The sequence below is a fragment of the Rhodococcus sp. FG69 genome, assembly GCF_057808915.1.
On the sequence record NZ_JBMDIX010000001.1, the window covers coordinates 443,446 to 464,658 of the forward strand.

Below are 21,213 nucleotides of genomic sequence, written 5' to 3' on the forward strand. Positions count from 1 at the left end.
ACCCTATACCGTGGGCGCATGCCCACTCGCGCCGTCTCTGCCTCTGCCGTGCGCGGGATGACGATGGTGACGATCGGATCGATGACAGCGAACATCGCGTCCTATCTGCTGCATCTGCCCGCGAGCCGCGTGCTGGGCGTCGACGGGTATGGAGTGTTCGCGAGTCTGCTGGCCGCGCAACTGGTGCTGGCGGTGCCTGCGCTCGCGTTGCAGTCCGTCGTGGCGCGGGAAATGGTTCGCGGTCGAAGCCGTCGTGCGCTGCGCACTCTCGGGTATCGCTGTGCGGCTGTGGTTGCCGTGCTCGCGGTGCTGCTGTCACCGGTCGTGGCGTTCGCACTCGACACGAGTGTGCTGGCGACGATGTCGGCCCTCGTTGTAGCACCACTGCTGGTGCTGCTCGCTACGGAACAGGGGCTGCTGCAGGGAGCGGGACAGTTCGGTCGAATGAGCGTCGTACTCGCGTCGGCGGGCTTCGGCAAAGTGGTTCCGGCCGTGGTCGTGCTGTTTCTGGGCGGGGGACCCGGTGTCGTCTTGGCCGCCAGCGCCGCAGGCACCGGAGTGGTGGCACTGGCGGCGCGGCTGCTCGACCGCGGTGACGGAACGGCCGGATCTGCCGTTCGCATCGGCGTCGGGACGGTACTGCGGGCCTCGCAGGTGCAATTGGCGTTGATCGCACTGTCCTCGGTGGACCTGATGCTGGCTCGAATCTTGCTCAGCAGTGAGGATGCGGGGCTGTACGCACTCGGCGCCGTCGCAACGAAAGCGGCGTTCTGGCTACCCCAGGCTGTCGGTGTCGTGCTGTACCCCCGAATGGCAAACCCGGTGCAGTCGGCGGCCGCTTTGCGCTCGGCGTTGGCGGTCGTGGCCAGTATCGGGTCGGTACTTGTTCTCGGCTCTGCGCTCGCTGCAGGGTTGATCCCGATCGTGGTCGGCGAGGATTACGCCGCTGTCCAGGGATATTTGTTCATCTTCGCGCTGCAGGGCGCGTGCCTGGCGATGTTGCAGAGCGCGTTGTTGTGGGCTATCGCCGGCGAACGCACTGTGCTCGCTCTCGTCGCGTGGTTCGGCCTGCTCGTCGAGGTGTTGCTGCTGACGTTGCTGGCGTCGACGCTGGTGCAGTTCGTCGCCATTGCGGTATCGGTGGCTGCGGCGACCACCGCAGTTGTGTGTGCCGTGGCGCTGACGGATCGTCGGTAGCCAAGCAGCCCGTGAATTTTGCTCCATTCTTCGCCCACATTTCCGGGATCCCGTAAATATCGGCGAAGAATGGAGCTCCATGCACCCCCTGACACACGAATGGCGCGACCCCGTAGGGCCGCGCCATTCGTCGATCGTTGGGGCTATTCCTTGGAGAGGTTCGTCCTAGGGATGACCTCGGTCTGATCCGTCGTCCAGTCGCGGTCGCGGGGCTGGGCCGGTGCAGCGCCGCCACCATCGTTCGTCGGCCGTGTTCCGCTGGTGCGTGCGGGGTGGCGGGGTCCGCCGGTACCGCCGCGCAGTCCGAGAAGGACACCGGCGATCAACGCGATGACACCGAGGATGCCGGCGATGATCGGGATCGTGCGTCCGAACAGTGAGATCTTGTCCTGGCCGTCCTTGGCCTGCTGGATCTGATACTCGACGGTGTTCTCGTCGAACGTGATCGGTGCTTTCAGCACATCGACCTCGGCCTCGCCCGCGGTGCGCGAGTAGTACTGGTGGATCTGCTCCTCGCCCTTGACGACCACACCGGTTTCGGGCTCGACCCACACCGTGCGGTTGTTCTCGTACCAGCGGGTCATCGTGACGGGAGTGTCGCCGCCCTCGACTCCCCAGGTAGCGGCCGGGAGAGTCACCTTGTTGGTCGGGAGGTTGACCACGCCGGACAGGTCGACCGGGCCGACAGTCTGCTCGTACTTGTAGACCTTCGTACCGTTGATCTCGGTCTCTTCGACGAAGTCGATGTCTTTCGAAGCGCGGGCATTGACGTCGAAGTACGGGTACGACTTCTGCTCGGAGTTGAACGGGAACTTGTACTGGAGTCCGGTGTGCGGAACTTCCTCGGCAGGCTTGTCGCCCTGAATCTGGATGGTGCCGACGGGATTCTCGACGGGCATCGACGTGACACGGTCGATGGTCACGCGGTCGACGCTTGCCGTGAGAAGTCCGCTGTCACCCTGCTTGTCGCTGCGGCGAAGTGTCTGTCCGGCCTGAAGAGTGATCTCGTCGGCGTTCGACGGGTCCTCGACGGTGACGAATCGCTGCGACACCATGGGGACGTTCTGGTCGACCTGGGCCTGGCCTGCTGCGAGGGAAGCTGCGTTGAGCACGCTGCCGGTTCCGGTGGACACCGTAGTCACTTCGAGATCCAGCGGTGTCTTCTCGAGGCGGGGTACCGTGTACGTCGGGATGAGAATCGCTGCCACCAGCAGGAATGCGCCCAAGCCTACAAGTACGAGGGCAAGAATCCGGCTCGGCCCTGAGCGCTCCGCCATGTGTGAATCTCCTTAGTCGTGTTACTGGCGCCCCGCTGCTTCCACCCCCGACAGGTCCGGGCAGTACAGAGCCCATTCCTGGAGTGTCCGATTGGTATCGCCACGTCGCAGGTGACAGTAACAGTGATCACGCTGTGTGGTCGCGGGCACGCCCGATGATGGTCAAGTTTCACAGCGGGATGCTTCACTGGATACGCAATGACTACGCCGACCGCATCGCTGCCTCGCTCCGTCGTACCCCTCCGTGGGTTCGTTCCATCTCTCGAGGGAATGCGTGCGTTCGCTGCGATCGGCATCGTCGTCACCCACGTCGCGTTTCAGACCGGTGCAGCGAGTTCGCCCATCATGGGCCGAGTCTGGGGGCGTTTCGATCTCACCGTTGCCATCTTCTTCGCGCTGTCCGGCTTTCTGCTGTGGCGGCCTCACGCTGCGCATGCACGAGGACAGGGGCACGCCCAACCGGTGAGGAGGTATCTGTGGTCCCGCGCCGTCCGCATTCTTCCGGCGTACTGGGTCGTGGTGACGCTCGTCCTTCTGTTCTTGCCGAACACCGGCAGCAGCTGGCGGGTCTGGGCGTCGAACTTGACGCTGACACAGGTGTTCGTGCCGCTGACGTTGACCGAGGGCATGACTCAGATGTGGAGTCTGTCGGTCGAGGTGGCGTTCTACTTGATGCTGCCGGTCGTGGGACTGCTGATGGCAGGCTTGCGCGGAGAGGCCGCACGGTACCGCATTCCAGTCTTGCTGACGGCGTCCATCGTGAGTCTTGTGTGGGCATTCATTCCGATTTCGACGCCTGACGCCATCCACCACGACAACTGGCTGCCGGCCTACGTTCCGTGGTTCGCGGCGGGAATGATCCTCGCGGAGTATTCGACGCGACAGGAGACGTGGCTACATCGGTTGGCTGCCCGTCGACTGGTGATCGGTGCGATCGCGGTTGTCGCGTTCGTTGCGTCGGCGACGCCGTTGGCAGGGCCACAGGGTCTCGTCCGGCCGGAGCCATGGCAGTTCGAGGTCAAGATCGCGCTCGGAGCGGTCCTGGCGATGGCCCTACTGGCTCCGCTGGTGCTCGCCGGCGAACATCGCAGACACGCGGTCCTCGAGCATCCGGTGACGCTCGCGTTGGGCCGATGGTCCTACGGCATCTTCATCTGGCACCTGGTCATTCTGGCGATGGTGTTCCCGGTCTTCGGAGTCATCCCGTTCACCGGGCATTTTCTTCTGATCTTGACGGTGACTGTTGCACTGTCGATCCCGGTCGCGGCCGCTAGCTACGCGCTCGTGGAGGAACCTGCGGGACGTGCGTTGCGCAATCGGTTTCGCACGGCAGATCATTCACGCGCGGCCTGACCTACGGGTGTTCGCAACGCGTTCACCGCCACGGCGACGAGGGCAATCAAGGCAGCCAGTTGGATCAGCGACGAGTGCCCGATGTAGCCGTCCGTGTCGCGCCACGGGCCCTTCGACAGCATCGCCGTCGCGAGCAGCGTTCCGAGGCCGGCCATGCAGACCATGGTCTTGGCGCCGATGTCGTCGCCGAAGCGCCGTCGTAGAACCAGGAATGCTGCGGCAACCGCTGCTGCCGTGAGAATTCCGCCGATTCCCGCGATCACGGTGACGGCGAGGAACAGTAGACCCCAGCCGAGTACTCTGCTGCGCCAAGGCGCAGGGGCATCGCCGGTGGGGCTTCGACTTCGCCGAAATGCGTAGAACATCAACGGAATCAAGAGGAAGAGGCCGCCGAATATGCCGAGTCGATACCACTTGTCCGACGGATAGTCGAGGCTCACGGTGCCCGATGTACCCGCTGGGACGATCCACCCCTGCTGCCAGCCGTTCACGACAACGGGCTTCAGCTCGGCACCGTCGGAAGATGTTGCGTGCCAACCGCTGTTGGTGCTCTCGGGCACGACCAGGACTTGATCGCCGTCGTGCTCGGTCACGGTGATTTCCCGATGACCTGCGCCCCATGCGGTGGTGCCTGCAGCTCGTGGTGCCGAGCTGGTCGCGCTGACCGCCGGAACGGGCATGGTGCGTAGGCGAACTCCGTCGACGACGAATGCTGCACCCGGGTCGACGACGATGTCCTGCCTGCCCTCCGGAAGCGGAATCGGGTTCAGTGTCTCATTGGGTACCGGGAACGGACCCTCGCAGATCGTGGCCTGCACCGGTGCGCCCGAACGTAGCTGCGCCGGTGTCGCGGTCACCGAGGCGCGGACGGTCAGGCCGGCGATCGACATGATGGGCCCCACGTCGCAGGCGACCGTGATCGGACGGTCTTCGTCGAGTGGCGCGCCTACCTCGCGCCCACCGGACAGTACGGTCACCTCGGCAAGACCGGGAGGCTGCGGCACCACGAAGCCGAGCGAATTCTTGTCGAGTACGTCGTCCCAGTCGGTGATCGACAGCACGATGCGGTCGGTCACCTGTGGATACAGATCGATCGTCGTAGGCTCGTTCGGGTCGACCTCGTGAACCTGCGGCCCAGAACCGAGATCGACGGCCACCGACGTCGGATGCGCAGGTAGAGGACCCAGGCTGGGGGACAACGTGAGAGCGTCGACGAGCGTCGGCTCCGGGAGGGTGATCGTCAGGGTCGGCTGGGTGCCTGCTCGCTTCTCGATGCTCTTCTCCGGTGCGGTCCACGCAGTGCGATCGTCGCCGTCGGTGGCGGCGAACGGTGACCCCGCGACGTCGCCGACATCGGATGCGCCCGACGCCACCGGGCGTCCGGGCTGAGACAGTAGCGTCTCGAGCTCGGGACTCTGGCGGGTACGAAGCGTCAGTTCGGGCAGTACAGCGGTGCCCTCGGGCACGGACAGGGTGCGCGAGAAGCGTCCCAGTTCCTCGGGGGCGACGGAAAGTCCACTACTGCAGCGGATTCGGTCCCCGGTGTCCAGGCATCCGGATCGTCCGGGAAATTCCTGTCCGAGGTCCCACGCCGTCACGTCCGCGCCGTCGGGGACGTCGGGGAGAACTGCTCGGTGGACGATCGACACTTTCTGCGGTGCATCACGATTCGAGTAGTCCTGGACGGACAGCTCGCTGATGCCGAACTGGCTGCCGCTGGTGCCGTCGACGGTGTTCTTTGCGGTGATGCGCACCCACGGCGTCGAGCCGCCGGGTAGCGAAACCGTCATCAGGTCGCCGGGCTCGTCGATGCGGGCCGCGGTACTGCCGTTCGGTGTGGTGATCTCCAACCATTTGACGGGGTCGCCGATGGTGCCGGGGCTGGTGCGCAGCTCGAGGAGACCGCCGGAGACGGGCTTGTCGAAGTCGAGCTGAAGCCATTGTCCTACTGCGCTTTCGATTCCGTTGCTCACCCAGCTGGTGGCAAGGTCGCCGTCGACCACGGCAGCGACTCCACTTCCCGGCTTGGTGCCGCCGATCTGTGTCGAGTCCGAGGCCGAGCTCGACGCGGTGATGCGCGCGCCCTCCCACTCTCCGTCGACGGTGTCGGCGCCGTACACCGGATAGTCGGCGACTTCGTTCAGTGATCGGCGTGGTTCGTCGGCGGACCGAAGCGCAGAATTGTGGTTGTCGACCTGCCCGAAATCGGTCTCCCTGTTCATCGGAGTGTCGGTGACTGTCACGGAGGGTACCGGAATGCCCGCGGCTTCGGCATCGGAAGCGAGAATCACCGGCCCTTCGGGAACGGGATCGGGTACCCCGTTGCGGCGCTGCTCGTTCGATCGCTGAATCGACTCGGGACCGCCCTGGACGAACGGTACGCGGTCGAGATCGACGGTGTAGGGCCCGGACACGGCAGCCGAGGAGTCCACCGCGTAGATCTCGACGGCAGGATACGGCGGGCGGAGATCCCCGTCGACGGTGAAGCCTTCCACGGTGCCCGGCGCTATTTCCTCACCGAATTCTGCGACCTTGTTCAGCCCGGGTGAGCCGTCGAGGGCTGCGTGTACCTGTGCCGGACGCGTCGATCGTGACGTCTCCGGATCGAGGTCGTTGCGCACGACGACGTAGTGGATGCCCTGTCCGAGAAGGGTATCGGCCAAACCGGCGGACGGCCTACCGTCGGCTATGAGGCGCTGTACGGAGTCGAGTGCTCGGATCGCGCCCGGTGGCGTCAGAGGTACCGAGTCACGGACGGCCCACGGCGTAGTCGCGAGAGCCTGAAGCGGTTCGTCACGCGTGAGGCCCCACGTCTGCAGCGCGAACGGTGCACCGGGCACGACGAGCGCTCGTTCGGCATCGGACCCGTCTGGCGAGGTTCCCGACGCGTGGTCGGTGAGCCAGTCGGCGGCCTCGTGCCAGTACTCGGGAATGCTCTCGTATGCACCGCGTGGGGCGAGTTTCCCGGTCCAGGCAAGGGAAGTGGAGAACGTGAGTGCGACGAGCACGAGTCCGGCGAGGGCGACCATCCGATCTTTTTCGGGGTGCGCGATCGCTTGTTTCCACCTGGCACGAGGCACCGAGCCTGGCAGGGGAACCTTCGCCAGCAAGTGAGCGAGCCCGAGCACGAGGGGGATTCGCACGACCGGTTCGAGTTTGTGGACATTGCGCAGAGGCGCGCCGCCGGAATCGAGGAACAGTCGGACCGAGTCGGCGACGGGCGAACCGAGCCCGCCGACATATCCAGCGGTGAGTCCCACGATGCCGACGAACAGCATGACCGTCAGTCGTCCGCGCGCGGGCATCGAGCGCATGGCGAGCCCAGCCACGCCGGCTGCGGCGATCACACCCGTCGCGACGACTGCAGCTGGCTGAGTAACCAGGACAGCGCCCGCTACACGTTCAGGGGAGACGAACGGTGTCCAACTGCTGGTGCCCCGGAGGATCTCGGTGAGTGAGGCCCACTGCGTCGTCGTGCCGGAGGATTCGATGTAGTCGAGGAACGGTGGGCTGACGGAACCCAGCAGCAACAGAGGGACGATCCACCACAGCGTCGCGAGCAGGAGGAAGCCGACCCACCAGCCGCTGAATACGAACCAACGTCGATTCGGTCGGTGGCACAGGACCCAGATCACGCCGACGAGGGCGGCGGCTGCTGTCGCGACGGCGTTGACAGCACCCATGAGTGCAACCGCGGCGGCGGATTGGGCAGCGAGTATGCGGATGCCCGGTGAGGCTCCGGGGGCGGGAGTGGCGGAGCCGCCGGGGGCGGGAGTGGCGGAGCGGCCGGGGGTGAAGGCCCACACGATGGGGATCAGCACCCACGGCGCGAGCATCATCGGCATCGTCTCCGACGAGATCGACGCGAGGGTCGTGACGACGCGCGGTGACAGCGCGAACGCGACCGCAGCGATGATGCGTGAGGTTCTGCTGCCGATCCCGAGTGCCTCGGCGAGCCGAATGATCCCCCAGAAGCCCGCGATCAGCAGCAGCGCCCACCAGAGACGTTGAGTGACCCACGGGGGTACGGACAGCACATCACCGAGCGAGAAGAACGCTCCGTGTGGAAAGAAGTAGCCGTACGCCTGATTCTGTACCTGCCCGAGCGGCGCCTGCGACGTCCACTGGTGCGAGGCACGCGCAAGGAATCCCAGGGGGTTCTGCGTCAGATCGTATTTGGTATCCGCGACGGTATAGCCGGGAACCTGCAGAAACGAAAGGAAGACAGCAAAGACAGAGACGCCGAGAAGCCACCTACGACCGAGTGGTTCGGAAGAGATCGAGTCAGAAGCGTCAGCGGCTGCCGTACTCAACCTGGTTCAGCAGCGAAGAATCAGCATTGCCGGAGCGATCGATCTCGGGACGAGTATTGTCCGACGCCGCCGCAGTCACTCCGAACACAACCCCGGCGCCGAGCACCGCACCGACTACCGCAGCAACAACTCCCGGGACAGCGAACTTCATCTCTCGATCTCCACTTTCGTCGACGGGCGCGAGGCGTCGATATCCCCCGTGCGCGGATCACGCTATCACCCGTGACGCTCGTCGCCGGGCGCACGCGCTGCTATTTGCCTGGCGGAACAATCAGCACAGGCCGATGGCTGTGCCTGAGCACATGGTCGGCGACCGAACTCTGCAGCAGTGAACGTAGTCCTGTGGTGCCTCGAGTGCCGGTGACGATGATGTCGACATCGAGATCATCGGCCTTTTCGACGATGGCACTCCAGATGGCCGTCGTGCATTCGGCGCAGTGCCCTTCGACCCGCAGACCGGCCTCCTCGGCGAGCCGGACGCCTTCGTCGTTGGTCACCTTGGCGTCGGTGAACGCGACGTCTTCCGCTTCGTCCTCGGGAATCCACTCCGGCGCCATCACGCCGGACAGTCCAGACATTCGGGCTGCTTGACGCACCATGGGCTCCCAGGCGGTCACGACGATGGCCCGTGTGGTGGTGAGGAATCGGCCTGCGTACTCGATGGCGCGTTTGGCGTTGTCGGAGCCGTCGTAGGCGATGAGAATCAAGTCTGCCGGCATCGTGTGTCCCTCCTGATGTCGCTTTTGTCCAATGCTAACGCGGGAGGGCGGCGAATCGCGTGGCTACCGGGTACTCGGCTACCGTCGGATTCCATGAGCAACTTCCGATCGCCCGTAGGAATCGCAGCGCTGGTGATCGGTGTCGGGTTCACCGCCTCGTGCGGAGGCGGCAGCACGGAAACCGCCGCTGTGGCCACGTCCTCCGATGTCACGACGACCGTTGCCGCGGCGACCACCGAAGCCACGCCTGTTCCTCCGGTCGATGCATGTGTGACGTTCGTCGACGCGCTGACCGAACGCCAGCGGCTCGCTCAGCTCCTTACCGTCGGAGTCACCGGTACCGCCGATGCGATCGACGTCATGGCGCGCGAGCAGGTCGGCGGAATCTTCATCGGCAGCTGGACAGATTCGACGACGCTGGCCAATGGCGAGGTGCCGCAGATCAACGACGCCGCCGCGGTTCCGCCGATGGTCACGATCGACGAGGAGGGCGGCAGGGTCTCCCGCGTCGAAGATCTCCTCGGAACAGACCCGTCGGCGCGAGAGACGGCGCAGACGATGTCGGTGGACGAGACGTATCGGATGGCGCTGGAGCGAGGTCGCGGATTGCGGGGGCTGGGCGTGACCGTCGACTATGCGCCAGTCGTCGACGTCAGTAGTCAGCCCGACGACTCGGTGATCGGCGACCGGTCGTATTCGGACGATCCGGCCGTCGTCGTCCAGTACGCGGGTGCCTACGCGCAAGGCCTGCGCGACGCCGGGGTCCAACCCGTGATCAAGCACTTCCCAGGCCACGGCTCGGGTTCGGGTGATTCGCACACGGGCGCAGTCACGACGCCTCCAGTCGAACAGCTGATTCAGACGGACCTCGTTCCGTTCGCACAATTGTCGACGACGGGCGTCGGCGTCATGGTCGGGCACCTCGACGTGCCTGGACTGACGGCACCGGGCGAGCCGGCAAGTATCAGTCCCGCTGTCATGTCTTTGTTGCGCGACGGAGTTGGCTACGGAGCTGCGCCGTTCACCGGACCGATCTTCACCGACGATCTCAGCGGCATGGCGGCTATCACGAATCGGCTGGGAATTGTCGCTGCCGTCGAGGCGGCTCTTGTTGCAGGTGCCGACGTCGCCCTGTGGCTGACGACCGACGACGTTCCGCAGGTCCTGGACAACCTGGAAGATGCTGTGGCGACGGGACGGCTCGATGCGGCGCAGGTCGACAGGTCGGCAGCCACCGTCGCACGCTTCAAAGGTGCCTGCTAGATTTTCGACGCGTCAAGTAGTAGTGACGCAGGCCTCCTTACCGTGGAGTAAGATTATGAGTCCTACGTTGTTTTGGAGGACACATGGCCGGCGGCACCAAACGATTGCCCCGCGCCGTCCGAGAGCAACAGATGCTCGACGCCGCGGTCGATGTCTTCTCCGACAACGGGTTTCATGAGACTTCGATGGATGCGATCGCCAAGAAGGCGGCGATCTCCAAGCCCATGCTGTACCTCTATTACGGTTCCAAGGACGAGCTGTTCGCGGCGTGCATCCATCGTGAGGGCGCCAAGTTCGTCGAAGCGCTCACTCCCGCCGCCGACCCCACCTTGGCCCCGCGCGAGCAGCTGAGACGCGCGCTGCTGGGTTTCCTTGGTTTCGTCGGCGAGAATCGGAAGTCGTGGATGGTGTTGTACCGCCAGGCGATCGGTCAGACAGCATTCGCGTCGCAGGTACAGAGCAGCCGGGACAGGCTCATCGAACTGACCGCCCGGTTGCTCGAAATGAGCACCAAGGATCCGGAACCCGATCAGAATTATGCACTGATGGCCGTTGCCCTCGTCGGCGCCGGAGAGGCCGTCGCGGACCGTGTTGCGGGTGGCGAAATCGAAGTCGACGCTGCAGCGGACCTGTTGGAAAACCTCGCGTGGCGCGGTCTGGCCGGAAAGAAATCCGCGCCGATCGTCTGACCGACGCTCGGTCCGTCGCAGATACGGATGTTCGGCTGGGGTGGTGACCGAATGAGACGTTCGCTAGTGCGCCCGGTGACCGAATGAGACATTCGCTAGTGCGGCGGTGACCGAATGAGGCATTCGCACACTCAGAGTGACTGAACTTGCCATTCGCTCACCTGAAGTGACCGAAACAGACATTCGGTCACCCGGCAAGTGACCGAAACAGACATTCGGTCACCCGAAAGGTCCCACGAAACACCCCTGGGGTGACCGAAACAGACATTCGGTCACCCCAGGAGCACACAACCCACCTACCGCAGAGTCCCAGTGAGGTGCGGGTACCCCTTCTTCGGATTCTTGAGCGAAATATCCCAGCCTGCACCGACCGACTCGGCGTACAGGTTGACGGTCGCGGGCAGGATGATCGGCTTGCCGAACCTGACGTTGTATGTGACCTTCTCCGGAATACGGCCCTCGATCACCTGGAGTACGGATGCTGCACTCCACATTCCGTGCGCGATGGTTCGCGGGAACCCGAAAGCCTTGGCGCCCAACGACGACACATGGATCGGGTTGCGATCGCCGGAGACCGACGCGTACCTGCTGATCATCTTCTGGTCGACCCGCAGCGTGCGCGTCGGGGGCGGCGGAACCTCGTCGGCGGGAGGTGCTTCACGAGGTCCACCGGAGAGCGAGGTCTTCTGCAAGCTCATGAAGCTGGAAGTCTGCTTCCACACGAGTTCGCGTCCGACGCTGACCTCGCTGATGACGTCCACCAGCAGGCCCTTACGGTGTTCACGCAGGTTCTCCGCGTGCACTCGGATATCGAGCGGTTCGGAAGCGGAAATGCTCCTGAACTGTTCGATGACGTTCTCGGCGTGCACGGAACCGATAGCGGCGAACGGAAAGCCTTTGGACACCATCAGTTTCATGACCGTCGGAAACACCAGAGTGAACGGGTACGTCACCGGGACGGTGTCCCCGAAACGCAATCCCGTTGCGCGGCAGTACCCGGCGAGATTGTCGGCGTCCACGCGCAGTCCGCGAAGCTCGAACACGGTGCTCGGCACCGACGAGGACTTCGGTCGGAGGAACGGCAACGCTCCGAGTGCAGCGGAGGTGTAGATCTCCGACGTCTTCGGCTGCTCCGTGAGCTGTACGACGCTCATGCGCCGAGCAGGCTCTGGCCGCAGACGCGGACGACCTGTCCGGTGACGGCGTTCGAGGCTGGGCTCGCGAAGTAGGAGACCAACTCGGCGACGTCGACGGTCTCGCCGCCCTGCAGCAGCGAGCTCATGCGACGTCCGGCCTCGCGGGTCGCGAACGGAATGGCCGCAGTCATCGCGGTTTCGATGAAGCCCGGTGCGACAGCGTTGATCGTGATGTTCTTCTTCGCAAGGACCGGCGCCGACGCGTGGACGAGACCGATGACTCCGGCCTTGGACGTGCCGTAGTTGGTCTGGCCGCGGTTGCCGGCGATACCTGCGATGGAGGAGACGTCGACGACGCGTCCGCCTTCCTTCAGTGCACCCGTCTCGACCAGGTGATCGGTGATGCGCTGCGGGGCGAGGAGGTTGACGCCGATAACCGAATTCCAGCGGCTCTCGTCCATGTTGGCGAGCGTCTTGTCACGGGTGATGCCTGCGTTGTGGACGATGATGTCCGCGCCGCCGTGGCGTTCGAGGAGGTGCTTGGACAGAACTTCGCCGGCGTCGGGTGCGGTGACGTCGAGCGCGAGAGAAGTTCCGCCGACCTTGTTGGCGGTCTCCGACAGCGCCTCGCCTGCGGCGGGGATGTCTGCCGCGATGACAGTTGCGCCGTCGCGCGCGAGGACCTCGGCGATGGTCGCGCCGATTCCGCGAGCTGCACCGGTGACGACGGCTACCTTTCCGGCGAGGGGCTTGTCCCAGGAGGCCGGAGCCTCGGAGTCGGCATCTCCGACGGCGATGACCTGGCCGTCGACGAATGCGGACTTGGCCGACAGCAGGAAGCGAAGCGTGGATTCGAGGCCGGAGAGTCCGGTCGACGCCTTCGGAGAGACATAGACCAGCTGAGCCGTCGCGCCGCGCTTGACCTCTTTGCCGACGCTGCGTGTGAAGCCTTCGAGCGCCCGCTGAGCGATGTGCTCGTCGACGCTTGCGGTTTCTTCCGGCGTCGTGCCGATCACGACGACGCGTGCCGACGGCGCGAGGTTGCGGATGACCGGCTGGAAGAACTGGAACAGCTGCTCGAGCTCGCTGACGCTGCCGATGCCGGTAGCGTCGAACACGAGGGCGCCGTACTTGTCGTCGTGTGCCTGGGCCTGGGGGTAGTCGGCGAGCAACGCACGCAGCGGCTCGACGAGACGGCCGTTGCCGCCGATCAGTACTGGGCCCGCAAGTGGCGGTTCGCCTGCCTTGTACCGGCGCAGCTTTTCGGGCTGCGGCAGGCCCGCCTGCTTGGCGATGAAGGCTCCGGGCGCGGACGCGAGGAACGTTGAGTAGAGGTCTGGGGCTCCCTTGGTGGCTGCCACTGTCCTGCCTTTCGAATTTGGCGCCTGCGGCCCCCCATACGCGCATAGTTACTGCCTGACGTAACTACACACTCACGGGTGCGAAGCGCACGACCGGGTGTCGACAACCAACTTACTCGTCAGTAAGATGAATCTCCACCAGGGTCTTTTTCCACGATGTTTGGAGACGAAAAGTGACAAGCAAGCAGCTACGACCGGTCGCAATCGTCGGTGGCAACCGCATCCCGTTCGCGCGCTCGGACAAGAAGTACGCCCTGGCCTCGAACCAGGATATGCTCACCGCCACCATCGACGGGCTGGTCAGCCGGTTCGGTCTGCAGGGCGAGCGCCTCGGCCTCGTCGTTGCGGGTGCCGTGCTCAAGCACAGTCGCGACTTCAACCTCACCCGCGAGACCGTTCTCGGTAGCGCGCTCAGCCCGTACACCCCTGCATACGACATTCAGCAGGCGTGTGGCACCGGACTGCAGTCCATCGTTGCAGTCGGCGACGCAATTGCGTCGGGTCGTATCGAGGCGGGAATCGGCGGCGGCGTCGACACCACGTCGGACGCACCGATCGGTGTCAACGACGACCTGCGCGAGTTCCTTCTTTCGCTCAACCGCGCGAAGTCGACGACCGATCGACTCAAGCTGCTCGGCAACGTGCGTCCGTCGATGCTCGGGATCGAGATTCCGCGCAACGGAGAGCCGCGCACCGGTCTGTCGATGGGCGATCACGCGGCCATTACGGCCAAGGAGTTCGGCGTACGCCGCGAAGATCAGGACGAGCTGGCCGCAGCGAGCCACAAGAACATGGCGGCCGCATACGACCGTGGATTCTTCGACGACCTGGTGACGCCGTTCCTCGGCCTCACCCGCGATGACAATCTGCGTCCGGGATCGACCGTCGAGAAGTTGTCGACGCTCAAGCCGGTATTCGGCACCAAGCTCGGCGACGCCACCATGACAGCCGGCAACTCGACGCCGCTCACCGATGGCGCCTCCGCGGCGCTGCTCTCGTCGGACGAGTGGGCCTCCGAGCGCAACCTGCCGGTGCTCGCGCACCTGGTGGATTCCGAAACGGCCGCCGTCGACTACGTCCACGGCAATGCGTCGTTCAAGGACGGTTTGCTGATGGCGCCGACGTATGCCATTCCGCGCCTTCTGGCTCGAAATGGGCTTACGCTGCAGGACTTCGACTACTACGAGATTCACGAGGCGTTCGCATCCGTCGTGCTCGCGACGCTGCAGGCATTCGAGAGCGACGAGTACTGCAAGGAGCGTCTCGGCCTCGATTCGGCTCTGGGTTCGATCGACCGCAACAAGCTCAACGTCAACGGATCTTCGCTTGCGGCGGGGCACCCGTTCGCTGCGACCGGCGGCCGCATCGTCGCGTCGTTGGCCAAGATGCTGGCAGAGAAGGGCTCGGGCCGCGGCCTGATCTCCATCTGTGCAGCAGGTGGACAGGGCGTCACCGCAATCATCGAGCGCTGAAACAGGCGCTCGACACCGGGGGCAAATGGTCGGCGGATCCGTCAGCGAGGGGTTGACGGATCTGCCGACCGTGCGGCGCGGTAGCTCGCCGAACGTAACTACGCGCGCCCGGGCTGGTTTGCCCGTGCGCGCGCAATCACCGCCCGACGTCACTCATCCGTACGAGATTTACTCGGGAATTCCGCTTTCCGGCGGCGTCGACTCCTCGCCCGTGTATTCGACGACTGGAGAGTCGCCGATATCCGTCTGCAGGACCGGCGTCAGGTATTCGGGAACTCCACCCTGGATCTGGAAGACACTGGCACCCGAAATGCCGAGATGGCTGGTGTCGGAGTACCGGAACGGCGCCAATTGTGGTCCCTCGAAGTCCATTCCGCCGTCCGCAATCGCCGCGACTATGCCCTCACGAGTGGGGTTCTCACCCGCGGCTTGGAGGGCTTGGACGAATGCATACGCCTGGCTGAGCCCGTAGATGCGGTAGTTGGTGAGCGGATCTCCGGTTCCGTTCTCCGCCCACACTTTCTGCCAGAGTTGGGTCCACGCATTGTCCGGTGAGTCGACGCCGGGGATGTACTCGAGCGAGATCATGCCCTCGAGCGACTCTGCGCCGTTCGTGACCGCGCCCTGCGAGAAGCGTCCGAGCAGCGAACCGACGAGGTCGACGTCGGAGCCGATGGAACTGTAGAACCATTCGGGGTCGTAGTTGAGCCTCATGGACGTCAGCTGGCTCAACGCGGTGTACGACGGAACGTTGAAACCGAGAACCAGATCGGCTCCGGCGCCCTGCAGCGCAGCGATCTGCGGCGCGACGTCGGTGTTGCCCGAGGTGTAGCGCACCACTTCGACGATCTGGTCGTCGAGATACTGACGGACTGCCACTTCGCTGTCTCGACCGAGGTCGTCGTCCTGCAAGAACAGGCCCACCTTGGCATCCGGACGGTTCTTCTCGACCCAGTCTCCGATGATCTTGCCCTCGACCTGATAGTCGGGCTGCCATCCGAATGTGTTCGGGTACTTCTCCGGATCGTTGCCCCACATGATGGCGCCGGACGAGACGAACAGATCCGGTACACCCTCCTCGTTGAGGAAGTCGATCACCGCGCTGTGGGTAGCCGTGCCGAGCCCGCCGACCACGGCGAAGACCTCGTCCTGGAGGACTAGTTCGTTGACGACCTGGGTGGTAGTCGTCGGATCGTACGAGTCGTCGCGAACGACGTACTCGATCTGTCGACCGTTCACCCCACCCGCTGCGTTGACGTAATCGAAGTACGCCTGTGCGCCCGTCGGGATTTCGCTGTATCCGGGGGCGGCGACGCCGGTCAACGGGAAGTGCGCGCCTATTTTCACCGATGTATCCGTGATGCCGACCGTCGAGCCTTCGGACGCCTCGGCGCTCTCGTCTCGACCGCCTGCGCCGCATGCCGCGATCAGTGATACCGCGGCTGCGAGAGCGGTGACTTTGACCGCCCTCGACCTACCTCGTCGAAGTCGTCGGTCGTCAAGAGTGAACCTTGTCATTTTCCCCTTTTCTGGTGATGCGCCATTTCCTGAACGTTCCAACCAATCCCAGTGGTGCAAACAGGATTACGAGAACCGTGAAGACTCCGGTGACGAGTGGTGCAAGTTCGGCCGATTGCAGGCTGCTCAGTCCGGCGTCCAGCCCGAGGTTCGTGACGACCGGAGGTATGTAGGTCAACAGGGCTGCTCCGATGAGAGCGCCGGACAATGTTCCGAGTCCGCCGATGACCACTGCGGAGAGCAATGTCAACGACAACGTCAGCGTGAAGCCGCTCGGTGCCGCGATTCTCGCCGACATTGCGAGCACTGCACCGCCCGCGCCGGCGCATGCGGAGCTCACGACGAAAGCGAGGATTCGTGCTCGGCCGAGGTCGATGCCGGCGAGCTCGGCGGCAACTTCGTCGTCGCGAACCGCTCGCCACCGTCTACCCACCCTGCTCGACGACGCGTTCGCCAGCAAGAAGAACACCAGCACCAGCAGAATCCAGCTGACGTACGACACGAATTTCGTACTGTCCATGTCGCTTCCGGTCACGAAATACATGACGTTGTCGACGACGTCCGGAACCTTGGGAGCTGGAACGACAAGCCCTTGCTCACCGCCGAGGTAGTCCGAGAAGTACAGTGCGAGTCCTGGCACCGCGACGGCGAGGGCGAGGGTTGCGCCTGCGAGATACGGTCCGTGCAGGCGTGCTGCCGCCACCCCGACCACCAGCCCCACGACAGCTGCCACAGCGGTTGCCGCCAGGAGGACCAGCGGCACGGACCATCCGGAATCCTGGGCCCGCAGCATCAGGGCGGCGGTGTATGCGCCGACGGCCATGAACGCTCCATGGCCGAGAGAGAGCTGCCCGCTGAGACCGGTGAGCACCGTCAGCCCGCCGGCCGCGATGGCGAGGTAAGCAACGGAGGTGAGCTGACTCTGACGGAAGGTGCTCAGGCTTTCCAGCGCCAGCACGATGACTGCGAGACCGATTACAGCACAGAGTAAATGGCGCCGAACCGGTGTGGCAGTGATGCGTCCCCACACGGGCGTGGACGTGATTCGAGAACTCATGTCAGACCCTCCTCGCCGCTGCGCTTGCGAACAATCCGCTCGGGCGGACGAGTAGCACGACTATGAGGATGATCAATGCCGCGCTCGAAACCAGATCCTGTCCGAGGTATCCGCTGACGAAGCTGAGTCCGATCCCCATCAGCAGTCCACCTACGACGGCGCCTGCCGGACTGTCCAGTCCGCCGAGAACTGCAGCGACGAAACCGAATACGACGATCGAGTCCATGTACCCCGGATGCACCAGCGAGCCACCGGCAATGAGCAGACCCGCAAGCGAGCCGACGACGGCGGCGAGGGCCCAACCGAGCGTGAGCATACGACCGACGCGCACCCCGAGAAGCTTGGCCACCTCTTGCTCGAATGCACTCGCGCGCATCTTCAGGCCGAGATCGGTGAATCGGAAGAGCAGCACCAGTAGCCCGAGAACGACCAGCACAGCGATGATCTTGAAAATGTCGTATCCGGTGAGCGCGACGTTCAGATCCCCGATCCGCTGGCCGGTGAGTCCGAACGGTGCTGGAAAGGAACGGAATTGATTTCCGAACACGATCGCCGCCACCGCGTGAATGATGATGAACAACCCGAGCGTCAGAATGACCGGGTTGATATGCGACGAGCTGTCGACGAACCGGATGACCAGTCGTTCGATCGCAGCGCCGAGTACGAGACCGCAGATGAGTGCGACACCGAATCCGATCCAGTACGAGTAGCCGGCGTCGATGACAACCAGTGCCACGTAGGTGGTGAGCATGGCCATCGGTGCTTGCGCGAAGTTGACGATGCGCGTAGATCGCCAGATGAGAACCAAGGCGAGAGCGAATGCGGCGTAGATCATTCCGGTCGTCACGCCGTTGATGAGGATGGTGAGCAGTTGCTGCACTGTGGCTGGCGTCCTTTCGGCTCGTTGGTTCAGAACCCGAGGTAGGCGTGTCGGAGGGCGTCGTCCTCGGCCAGGGCGTCGGCGGGACCCTCCACAGCGACCTTGCCCAGATCGAGGACGACTGCGTGTTCGGCGATGGACAGTGCGCTTCGCGCATTCTGTTCGACGAGAACGACTGTCATCGATTCGGCGTCGACGAGTGTGCGCAGAATGTCGAAGATCTGCGCGACGACTTTCGGGGCCAGACCGAGCGACGGTTCGTCCAGAAGGAGCACTGACGGCGTGGCCATCAGGGCTCGACCGATCACGAGCATCTGCCTCTCGCCGCCGGACAGTGTGTGTGCCGATGAAGTACGACGACCGTCCAGGGGTGGAAACATCTCGTATATGCGGTCGAGCGTGACAGCGTCGTGATTTCTGTTGCGTCCCAGCGCGCCGAGTCGAAGATTCTCTTCGACGGTCAATTCGGCTATGACGCCTCGTCCTTCGGGGACGTGTGCCAGGCCCTTTCGGGACATGCGATCCGGTGGCACGCCGACCACATCGACACCGGCGAGTTCGATGCGCCCGGACTCGGGCCTGAGCAGTCCCGAGATGGTGCGTAGCAGAGTCGTCTTCCCTGCACCGTTTGCCCCGAGTACGGCGGTGACCGCGCCAGGGGCGACTGTCAGGGATACCGAGTCGAGCGCGGTCACCGGTCCGTACCGAACGGTGAGATCGGTGATGACCAGTTGAGTCGCGTTACTTGTCATGTGTCACTTCGTTTCCGAGGTAAGCCGCCAATACGGCGGGGTCCTCGCGTATCTCCGCCGGTGTTCCGTGGGCGATGACCTTGCCGAAGTCGAGGACGAAGATGCGGTCACATACGCTCATGACGAGGTCCATGTGGTGTTCGACGAGCATCACGGATGTCTTCTCGGCGAGAGCGCGGATCTCGCGGGCGAGTTCGTCCATCTCGTCACCCGACAGTCCCGAGGCGGGTTCGTCGAGAAGGAGTAGAGACGGTTCGCTCACCAACGCGCGGGCGAGAGCGACCCGCTTGCGTACCGCATACGGCAGGCTGGGTGGCAGCCGATGGGCATAGGCATCGATACGCAGTTGTTCGAGGGTGGCCATTGCGGTCGAACGGACGGTGTCGTCGTCGGCTGCGCTGGACGGGAGGCCGAGGAGCCCGGCGAGTATGCCGGTGCGGGCCGTACGGTCGGCTCCGATCATGACGTTGTCCAGGACGGTCATGCGATCGAACAGGCCGAGACCCTGCAGGGTCCTGCTCATCCCGAGTCGAGGGAGATCGTGCGGCCGAAGCTTTGTCAACGGTGTGCCGTGACGGCCGAGTGTTCCCGACTGAGGGTGGACGAGCCCGCAGGCGACGTTGAAGAGCGTCGTCTTCCCTGCTCCGTTGGGGCCGATCACACCCAGTACCTCGCCGGGGCGGACGTCGAGGCTGACGTTCGACAGCGCGACGATGCCGCCGAAGGAGACGTCGACGTCGGTCATCGTGAAGACCGGCGCGACCTCGCTGAGAGAATTCAAGTGATGCACCTCACAATCTGTGTGACTTCACTATGGGTGCCGCGCACAACCCGCGATATGGGCGCAGCGCACAGAATGTTTGAGTCCCGCGGTACCAGTACCGGTCAATTCGCCCATCCATGTGGGCTGAATGCGCAAAACTGTTCTTGTGGTTACCCCCGGTGCTCGCGACGTTTCCTCGCGCTCCGCTGCCCGGGGAGCTGTGACAACGGTCGATCAGGAGAGGATTCAGCGGGCGTGGTCGGGGTTGTCGTCCCGCGCGGATGCGATCGCCGACTCGATCACGCTGGCGCTGATCGAACAGGAGCCGGCATACATGGTCAGTGCGACCCCGGACATCGCAGGCGAGCTTCGACGCAGCACTCGCGAGCACATCAGGCAAGGTCTGAGAACGCTCTCCGGGGCGTCCGCAGCTGACGACAACACACGTGAAGTGTGGCGTCGAACCGGTCGGGAGCGTGCACGTCAGGGCATACCGATGGAATTGGTGCTCAAGGCCTACACGCTCGGCAGCCGAACGTTGTGGGAAGAGTTGGTGCTCGAACGTGAGCAGCATCGATCGGAGATCGACGAGCATCTGCTTCTCGTGGCCGGGCAGCAACTGTGGCGTGCACTCGACAGTCAGTACGAGACTCTCGTCGACGCGTATCGGCGGGAGAGCGCGCGTATGCAGCAGCGCGATCTGGCCAACGTTCTGGTGATTCTCGACGGCCTGCGATCGGGGCGAGGAGGAGATCCCGCGTTCGTCATCGAAGCGCGTGCCACCCTCGGGCTTTCCGCATCGCAGGAAATTGCCTGTGTCGTAGGCCCGCTCGACGAGCACGGGTCACCGCCGCTGTCCGCACCCGAGGACGCTCTGGACCAGATCGGCGCCGTCTCGCACTGGAACATTCGTGATGGTCATCAGTTTGCGCTCGTCGCGCTGCCGCGCGGATCATGGAATTCGATCGTTTCGGCCCTGGCTGCCCGGGCGGTAGGGCCCGTCGGCGTCGCGCATTCCCCCGATGGTGTGTCGTCGTTCGCCGCTGCGTACCGTCTCGCGGCGTTGACTGCCGAGACGATCACCGAGGACAGCGGTGTGGCGTTGGCAACGGACCGGTTGCCGCGGGTGATCATGGCGGCCGACGAGCAGTCGTCCGAATTGCTCGTCCACCACGCTCTCGGAAGTCTGTGGACGCATCCGGAACCACAGCGCGAAACTCTGCTCGGCACCCTCGCGCACGTTCTGGCAAGCGACGGATCGCCGACCAACGCTGCCAAGATCCTCTACTGCCATCGAAACACGGTGATCTACAGAATCCGCCGGATCGAGGAGCTTACCGGCCTTGACCTGGGAGACCCGCGAGATCGACTCCTGCTCACGTTGGCTCTGGTCAAGACCGGACACTGGGTGCGGGCGGTCGGTCAGGGGGACAGTTCGACACCGCGCGGTTCGTTCAAATGAA

At 64.2% G+C, this 21,213-nt stretch carries 17 protein-coding genes; 6 read left to right on the forward strand and 11 right to left on the reverse strand.

Annotated elements, in window-relative coordinates; all coding sequences use genetic code 11:
- Positions 1-18: 18 nt before the first annotated feature.
- Positions 19-1,197 (forward strand): polysaccharide biosynthesis protein, encoded by a 1,179-nt coding sequence (locus tag ACODSO_RS02075; RefSeq protein WP_489034637.1) that lies wholly within the window; start codon positions 19-21, stop codon positions 1,195-1,197.
- A gap of 143 nt (positions 1,198-1,340) precedes the next feature.
- Here the strand turns inward: ACODSO_RS02075 and pgfA are convergent, their stop codons facing one another.
- Positions 1,341-2,474, reverse strand: coding sequence for a cell envelope lipid trafficking protein PgfA (pgfA, locus tag ACODSO_RS02080; protein WP_489034638.1), 1,134 nt, complete (start codon positions 2,472-2,474; stop codon positions 1,341-1,343).
- A 198-nt stretch (positions 2,475-2,672) separates the two neighbouring features.
- Here pgfA and ACODSO_RS02085 point away from each other — a divergent pair, with 198 nt between their 5' ends.
- The gene (locus ACODSO_RS02085) at positions 2,673-3,827 is read left to right on the forward strand and encodes an acyltransferase family protein (protein WP_489034640.1); all 1,155 of its coding nucleotides are present in this window, start codon (positions 2,673-2,675) and stop codon (positions 3,825-3,827) included.
- Here the strand turns inward: ACODSO_RS02085 and ACODSO_RS02090 are convergent.
- From ACODSO_RS02090 to ACODSO_RS02100, 3 genes are all read right to left on the reverse strand, one after another.
- Complete coding sequence (locus tag ACODSO_RS02090) at positions 3,809-8,140, reverse strand: alpha-(1->3)-arabinofuranosyltransferase (protein WP_489034642.1); 4,332 nt, start codon at positions 8,138-8,140, stop codon at positions 3,809-3,811. The genes ACODSO_RS02085 and ACODSO_RS02090 overlap by 19 nt on opposite strands.
- Complete coding sequence (locus tag ACODSO_RS02095) at positions 8,121-8,291, reverse strand: DUF2613 domain-containing protein (RefSeq protein ID WP_082897675.1); 171 nt, start codon at positions 8,289-8,291, stop codon at positions 8,121-8,123. Before ACODSO_RS02095 ends, ACODSO_RS02090 begins: the two co-directional genes overlap by 20 nt.
- Before the next feature lie 100 nt (positions 8,292-8,391).
- Complete coding sequence (locus tag ACODSO_RS02100; RefSeq protein WP_489034645.1) at positions 8,392-8,859, reverse strand: universal stress protein; 468 nt, start codon at positions 8,857-8,859, stop codon at positions 8,392-8,394.
- A 93-nt stretch (positions 8,860-8,952) separates the two neighbouring features.
- Between ACODSO_RS02100 and ACODSO_RS02105 the strand changes: the two genes are divergently transcribed.
- Both ACODSO_RS02105 and ACODSO_RS02110 read left to right on the forward strand, forming a co-directional pair.
- The gene (locus tag ACODSO_RS02105; RefSeq protein WP_489034647.1) at positions 8,953-10,122 is read left to right on the forward strand and encodes a glycoside hydrolase family 3 N-terminal domain-containing protein; all 1,170 of its coding nucleotides are present in this window, start codon (positions 8,953-8,955) and stop codon (positions 10,120-10,122) included.
- An 83-nt stretch (positions 10,123-10,205) separates the two neighbouring features.
- Positions 10,206-10,811 carry a TetR/AcrR family transcriptional regulator gene (locus ACODSO_RS02110; protein ID WP_068371922.1) on the forward strand — a complete coding sequence of 202 codons (606 nt, stop codon included), beginning with the start codon at positions 10,206-10,208 and terminating at the stop codon, positions 10,809-10,811.
- A gap of 296 nt (positions 10,812-11,107) precedes the next feature.
- Here ACODSO_RS02110 and ACODSO_RS02115 read toward each other — a convergent pair whose 3' ends face one another.
- Positions 11,108-11,965 (reverse strand): MaoC family dehydratase, encoded by an 858-nt coding sequence (locus ACODSO_RS02115; protein WP_489034649.1) that lies wholly within the window; start codon positions 11,963-11,965, stop codon positions 11,108-11,110.
- Positions 11,962-13,308, reverse strand: coding sequence for a 3-oxoacyl-ACP reductase (locus ACODSO_RS02120; RefSeq protein WP_068371928.1), 1,347 nt, complete (start codon positions 13,306-13,308; stop codon positions 11,962-11,964). Before ACODSO_RS02120 ends, ACODSO_RS02115 begins: the two co-directional genes overlap by 4 nt.
- A gap of 173 nt (positions 13,309-13,481) precedes the next feature.
- Between ACODSO_RS02120 and ACODSO_RS02125 the strand changes: the two genes are divergently transcribed.
- On the forward strand, positions 13,482-14,780 hold the full coding sequence (locus ACODSO_RS02125; RefSeq protein WP_489034651.1) for an acetyl-CoA C-acetyltransferase: 1,299 nt from the start codon (positions 13,482-13,484) through the stop codon (positions 14,778-14,780).
- A gap of 168 nt (positions 14,781-14,948) precedes the next feature.
- On the opposite strand, the gene ACODSO_RS02130 is transcribed toward ACODSO_RS02125, so the two are convergent.
- Genes ACODSO_RS02130 through ACODSO_RS02150 form a run of 5 tightly spaced genes read right to left on the reverse strand, consistent with a single transcriptional unit; the run spans position 14,949 to position 19,732 of the window.
- Complete coding sequence (locus ACODSO_RS02130) at positions 14,949-16,298, reverse strand: ABC transporter substrate-binding protein (RefSeq protein WP_489034653.1); 1,350 nt, start codon at positions 16,296-16,298, stop codon at positions 14,949-14,951.
- Entirely contained in the window at positions 16,279-17,355 is a 1,077-nt protein-coding gene (locus ACODSO_RS02135) for a branched-chain amino acid ABC transporter permease (RefSeq protein WP_489034654.1), read from the reverse strand. The genes ACODSO_RS02130 and ACODSO_RS02135 overlap by 20 nt, the downstream gene beginning before the upstream one ends.
- 1 nt (position 17,356) lies before the next feature.
- Positions 17,357-18,235 carry a branched-chain amino acid ABC transporter permease gene (locus tag ACODSO_RS02140; RefSeq protein ID WP_489034655.1) on the reverse strand — a complete coding sequence of 293 codons (879 nt, stop codon included), beginning with the start codon at positions 18,233-18,235 and terminating at the stop codon, positions 17,357-17,359.
- A 29-nt stretch (positions 18,236-18,264) separates the two neighbouring features.
- Positions 18,265-18,987, reverse strand: a complete 723-nt coding sequence (locus ACODSO_RS02145) for an ABC transporter ATP-binding protein (RefSeq protein WP_489034657.1) — start codon at positions 18,985-18,987, stop codon at positions 18,265-18,267.
- On the reverse strand, positions 18,977-19,732 hold the full coding sequence (locus tag ACODSO_RS02150; RefSeq protein WP_489034763.1) for an ABC transporter ATP-binding protein: 756 nt from the start codon (positions 19,730-19,732) through the stop codon (positions 18,977-18,979). Before ACODSO_RS02150 ends, ACODSO_RS02145 begins: the two co-directional genes overlap by 11 nt.
- Positions 19,733-19,970: 238 nt before the next feature.
- On the opposite strand from ACODSO_RS02150, the gene ACODSO_RS02155 reads away from it, so the two are divergent.
- Positions 19,971-21,212 (forward strand): PucR family transcriptional regulator, encoded by a 1,242-nt coding sequence (locus ACODSO_RS02155; RefSeq protein ID WP_489034659.1) that lies wholly within the window; start codon positions 19,971-19,973, stop codon positions 21,210-21,212.
- Position 21,213 lies beyond the last annotated feature (1 nt).

Coding starts and splice junctions, on each gene's coding strand:
- ACODSO_RS02110 (WP_068371922.1), top strand. CDS start 10,206: ATGGCCGGCGGCACCAAACGATTGCCCCGCGCCGTCCGAGAGCAACAG.
- ACODSO_RS02135 (WP_489034654.1), bottom strand. CDS start 17,355: ATGAGTTCTCGAATCACGTCCACGCCCGTGTGGGGACGCATCACTGCC.
- pgfA (WP_489034638.1), bottom strand. CDS start 2,474: ATGGCGGAGCGCTCAGGGCCGAGCCGGATTCTTGCCCTCGTACTTGTA.
- ACODSO_RS02105 (WP_489034647.1), top strand. CDS start 8,953: ATGAGCAACTTCCGATCGCCCGTAGGAATCGCAGCGCTGGTGATCGGT.
- ACODSO_RS02075 (WP_489034637.1), top strand. CDS start 19: ATGCCCACTCGCGCCGTCTCTGCCTCTGCCGTGCGCGGGATGACGATG.
- ACODSO_RS02100 (WP_489034645.1), bottom strand. CDS start 8,859: ATGCCGGCAGACTTGATTCTCATCGCCTACGACGGCTCCGACAACGCC.
- ACODSO_RS02085 (WP_489034640.1), top strand. CDS start 2,673: ATGACTACGCCGACCGCATCGCTGCCTCGCTCCGTCGTACCCCTCCGT.
- ACODSO_RS02095 (WP_082897675.1), bottom strand. CDS start 8,291: ATGAAGTTCGCTGTCCCGGGAGTTGTTGCTGCGGTAGTCGGTGCGGTG.
- ACODSO_RS02145 (WP_489034657.1), bottom strand. CDS start 18,987: ATGACAAGTAACGCGACTCAACTGGTCATCACCGATCTCACCGTTCGG.
- ACODSO_RS02115 (WP_489034649.1), bottom strand. CDS start 11,965: ATGAGCGTCGTACAGCTCACGGAGCAGCCGAAGACGTCGGAGATCTAC.
- ACODSO_RS02150 (WP_489034763.1), bottom strand. CDS start 19,732: ATGACCGACGTCGACGTCTCCTTCGGCGGCATCGTCGCGCTGTCGAAC.
- ACODSO_RS02130 (WP_489034653.1), bottom strand. CDS start 16,298: ATGACAAGGTTCACTCTTGACGACCGACGACTTCGACGAGGTAGGTCG.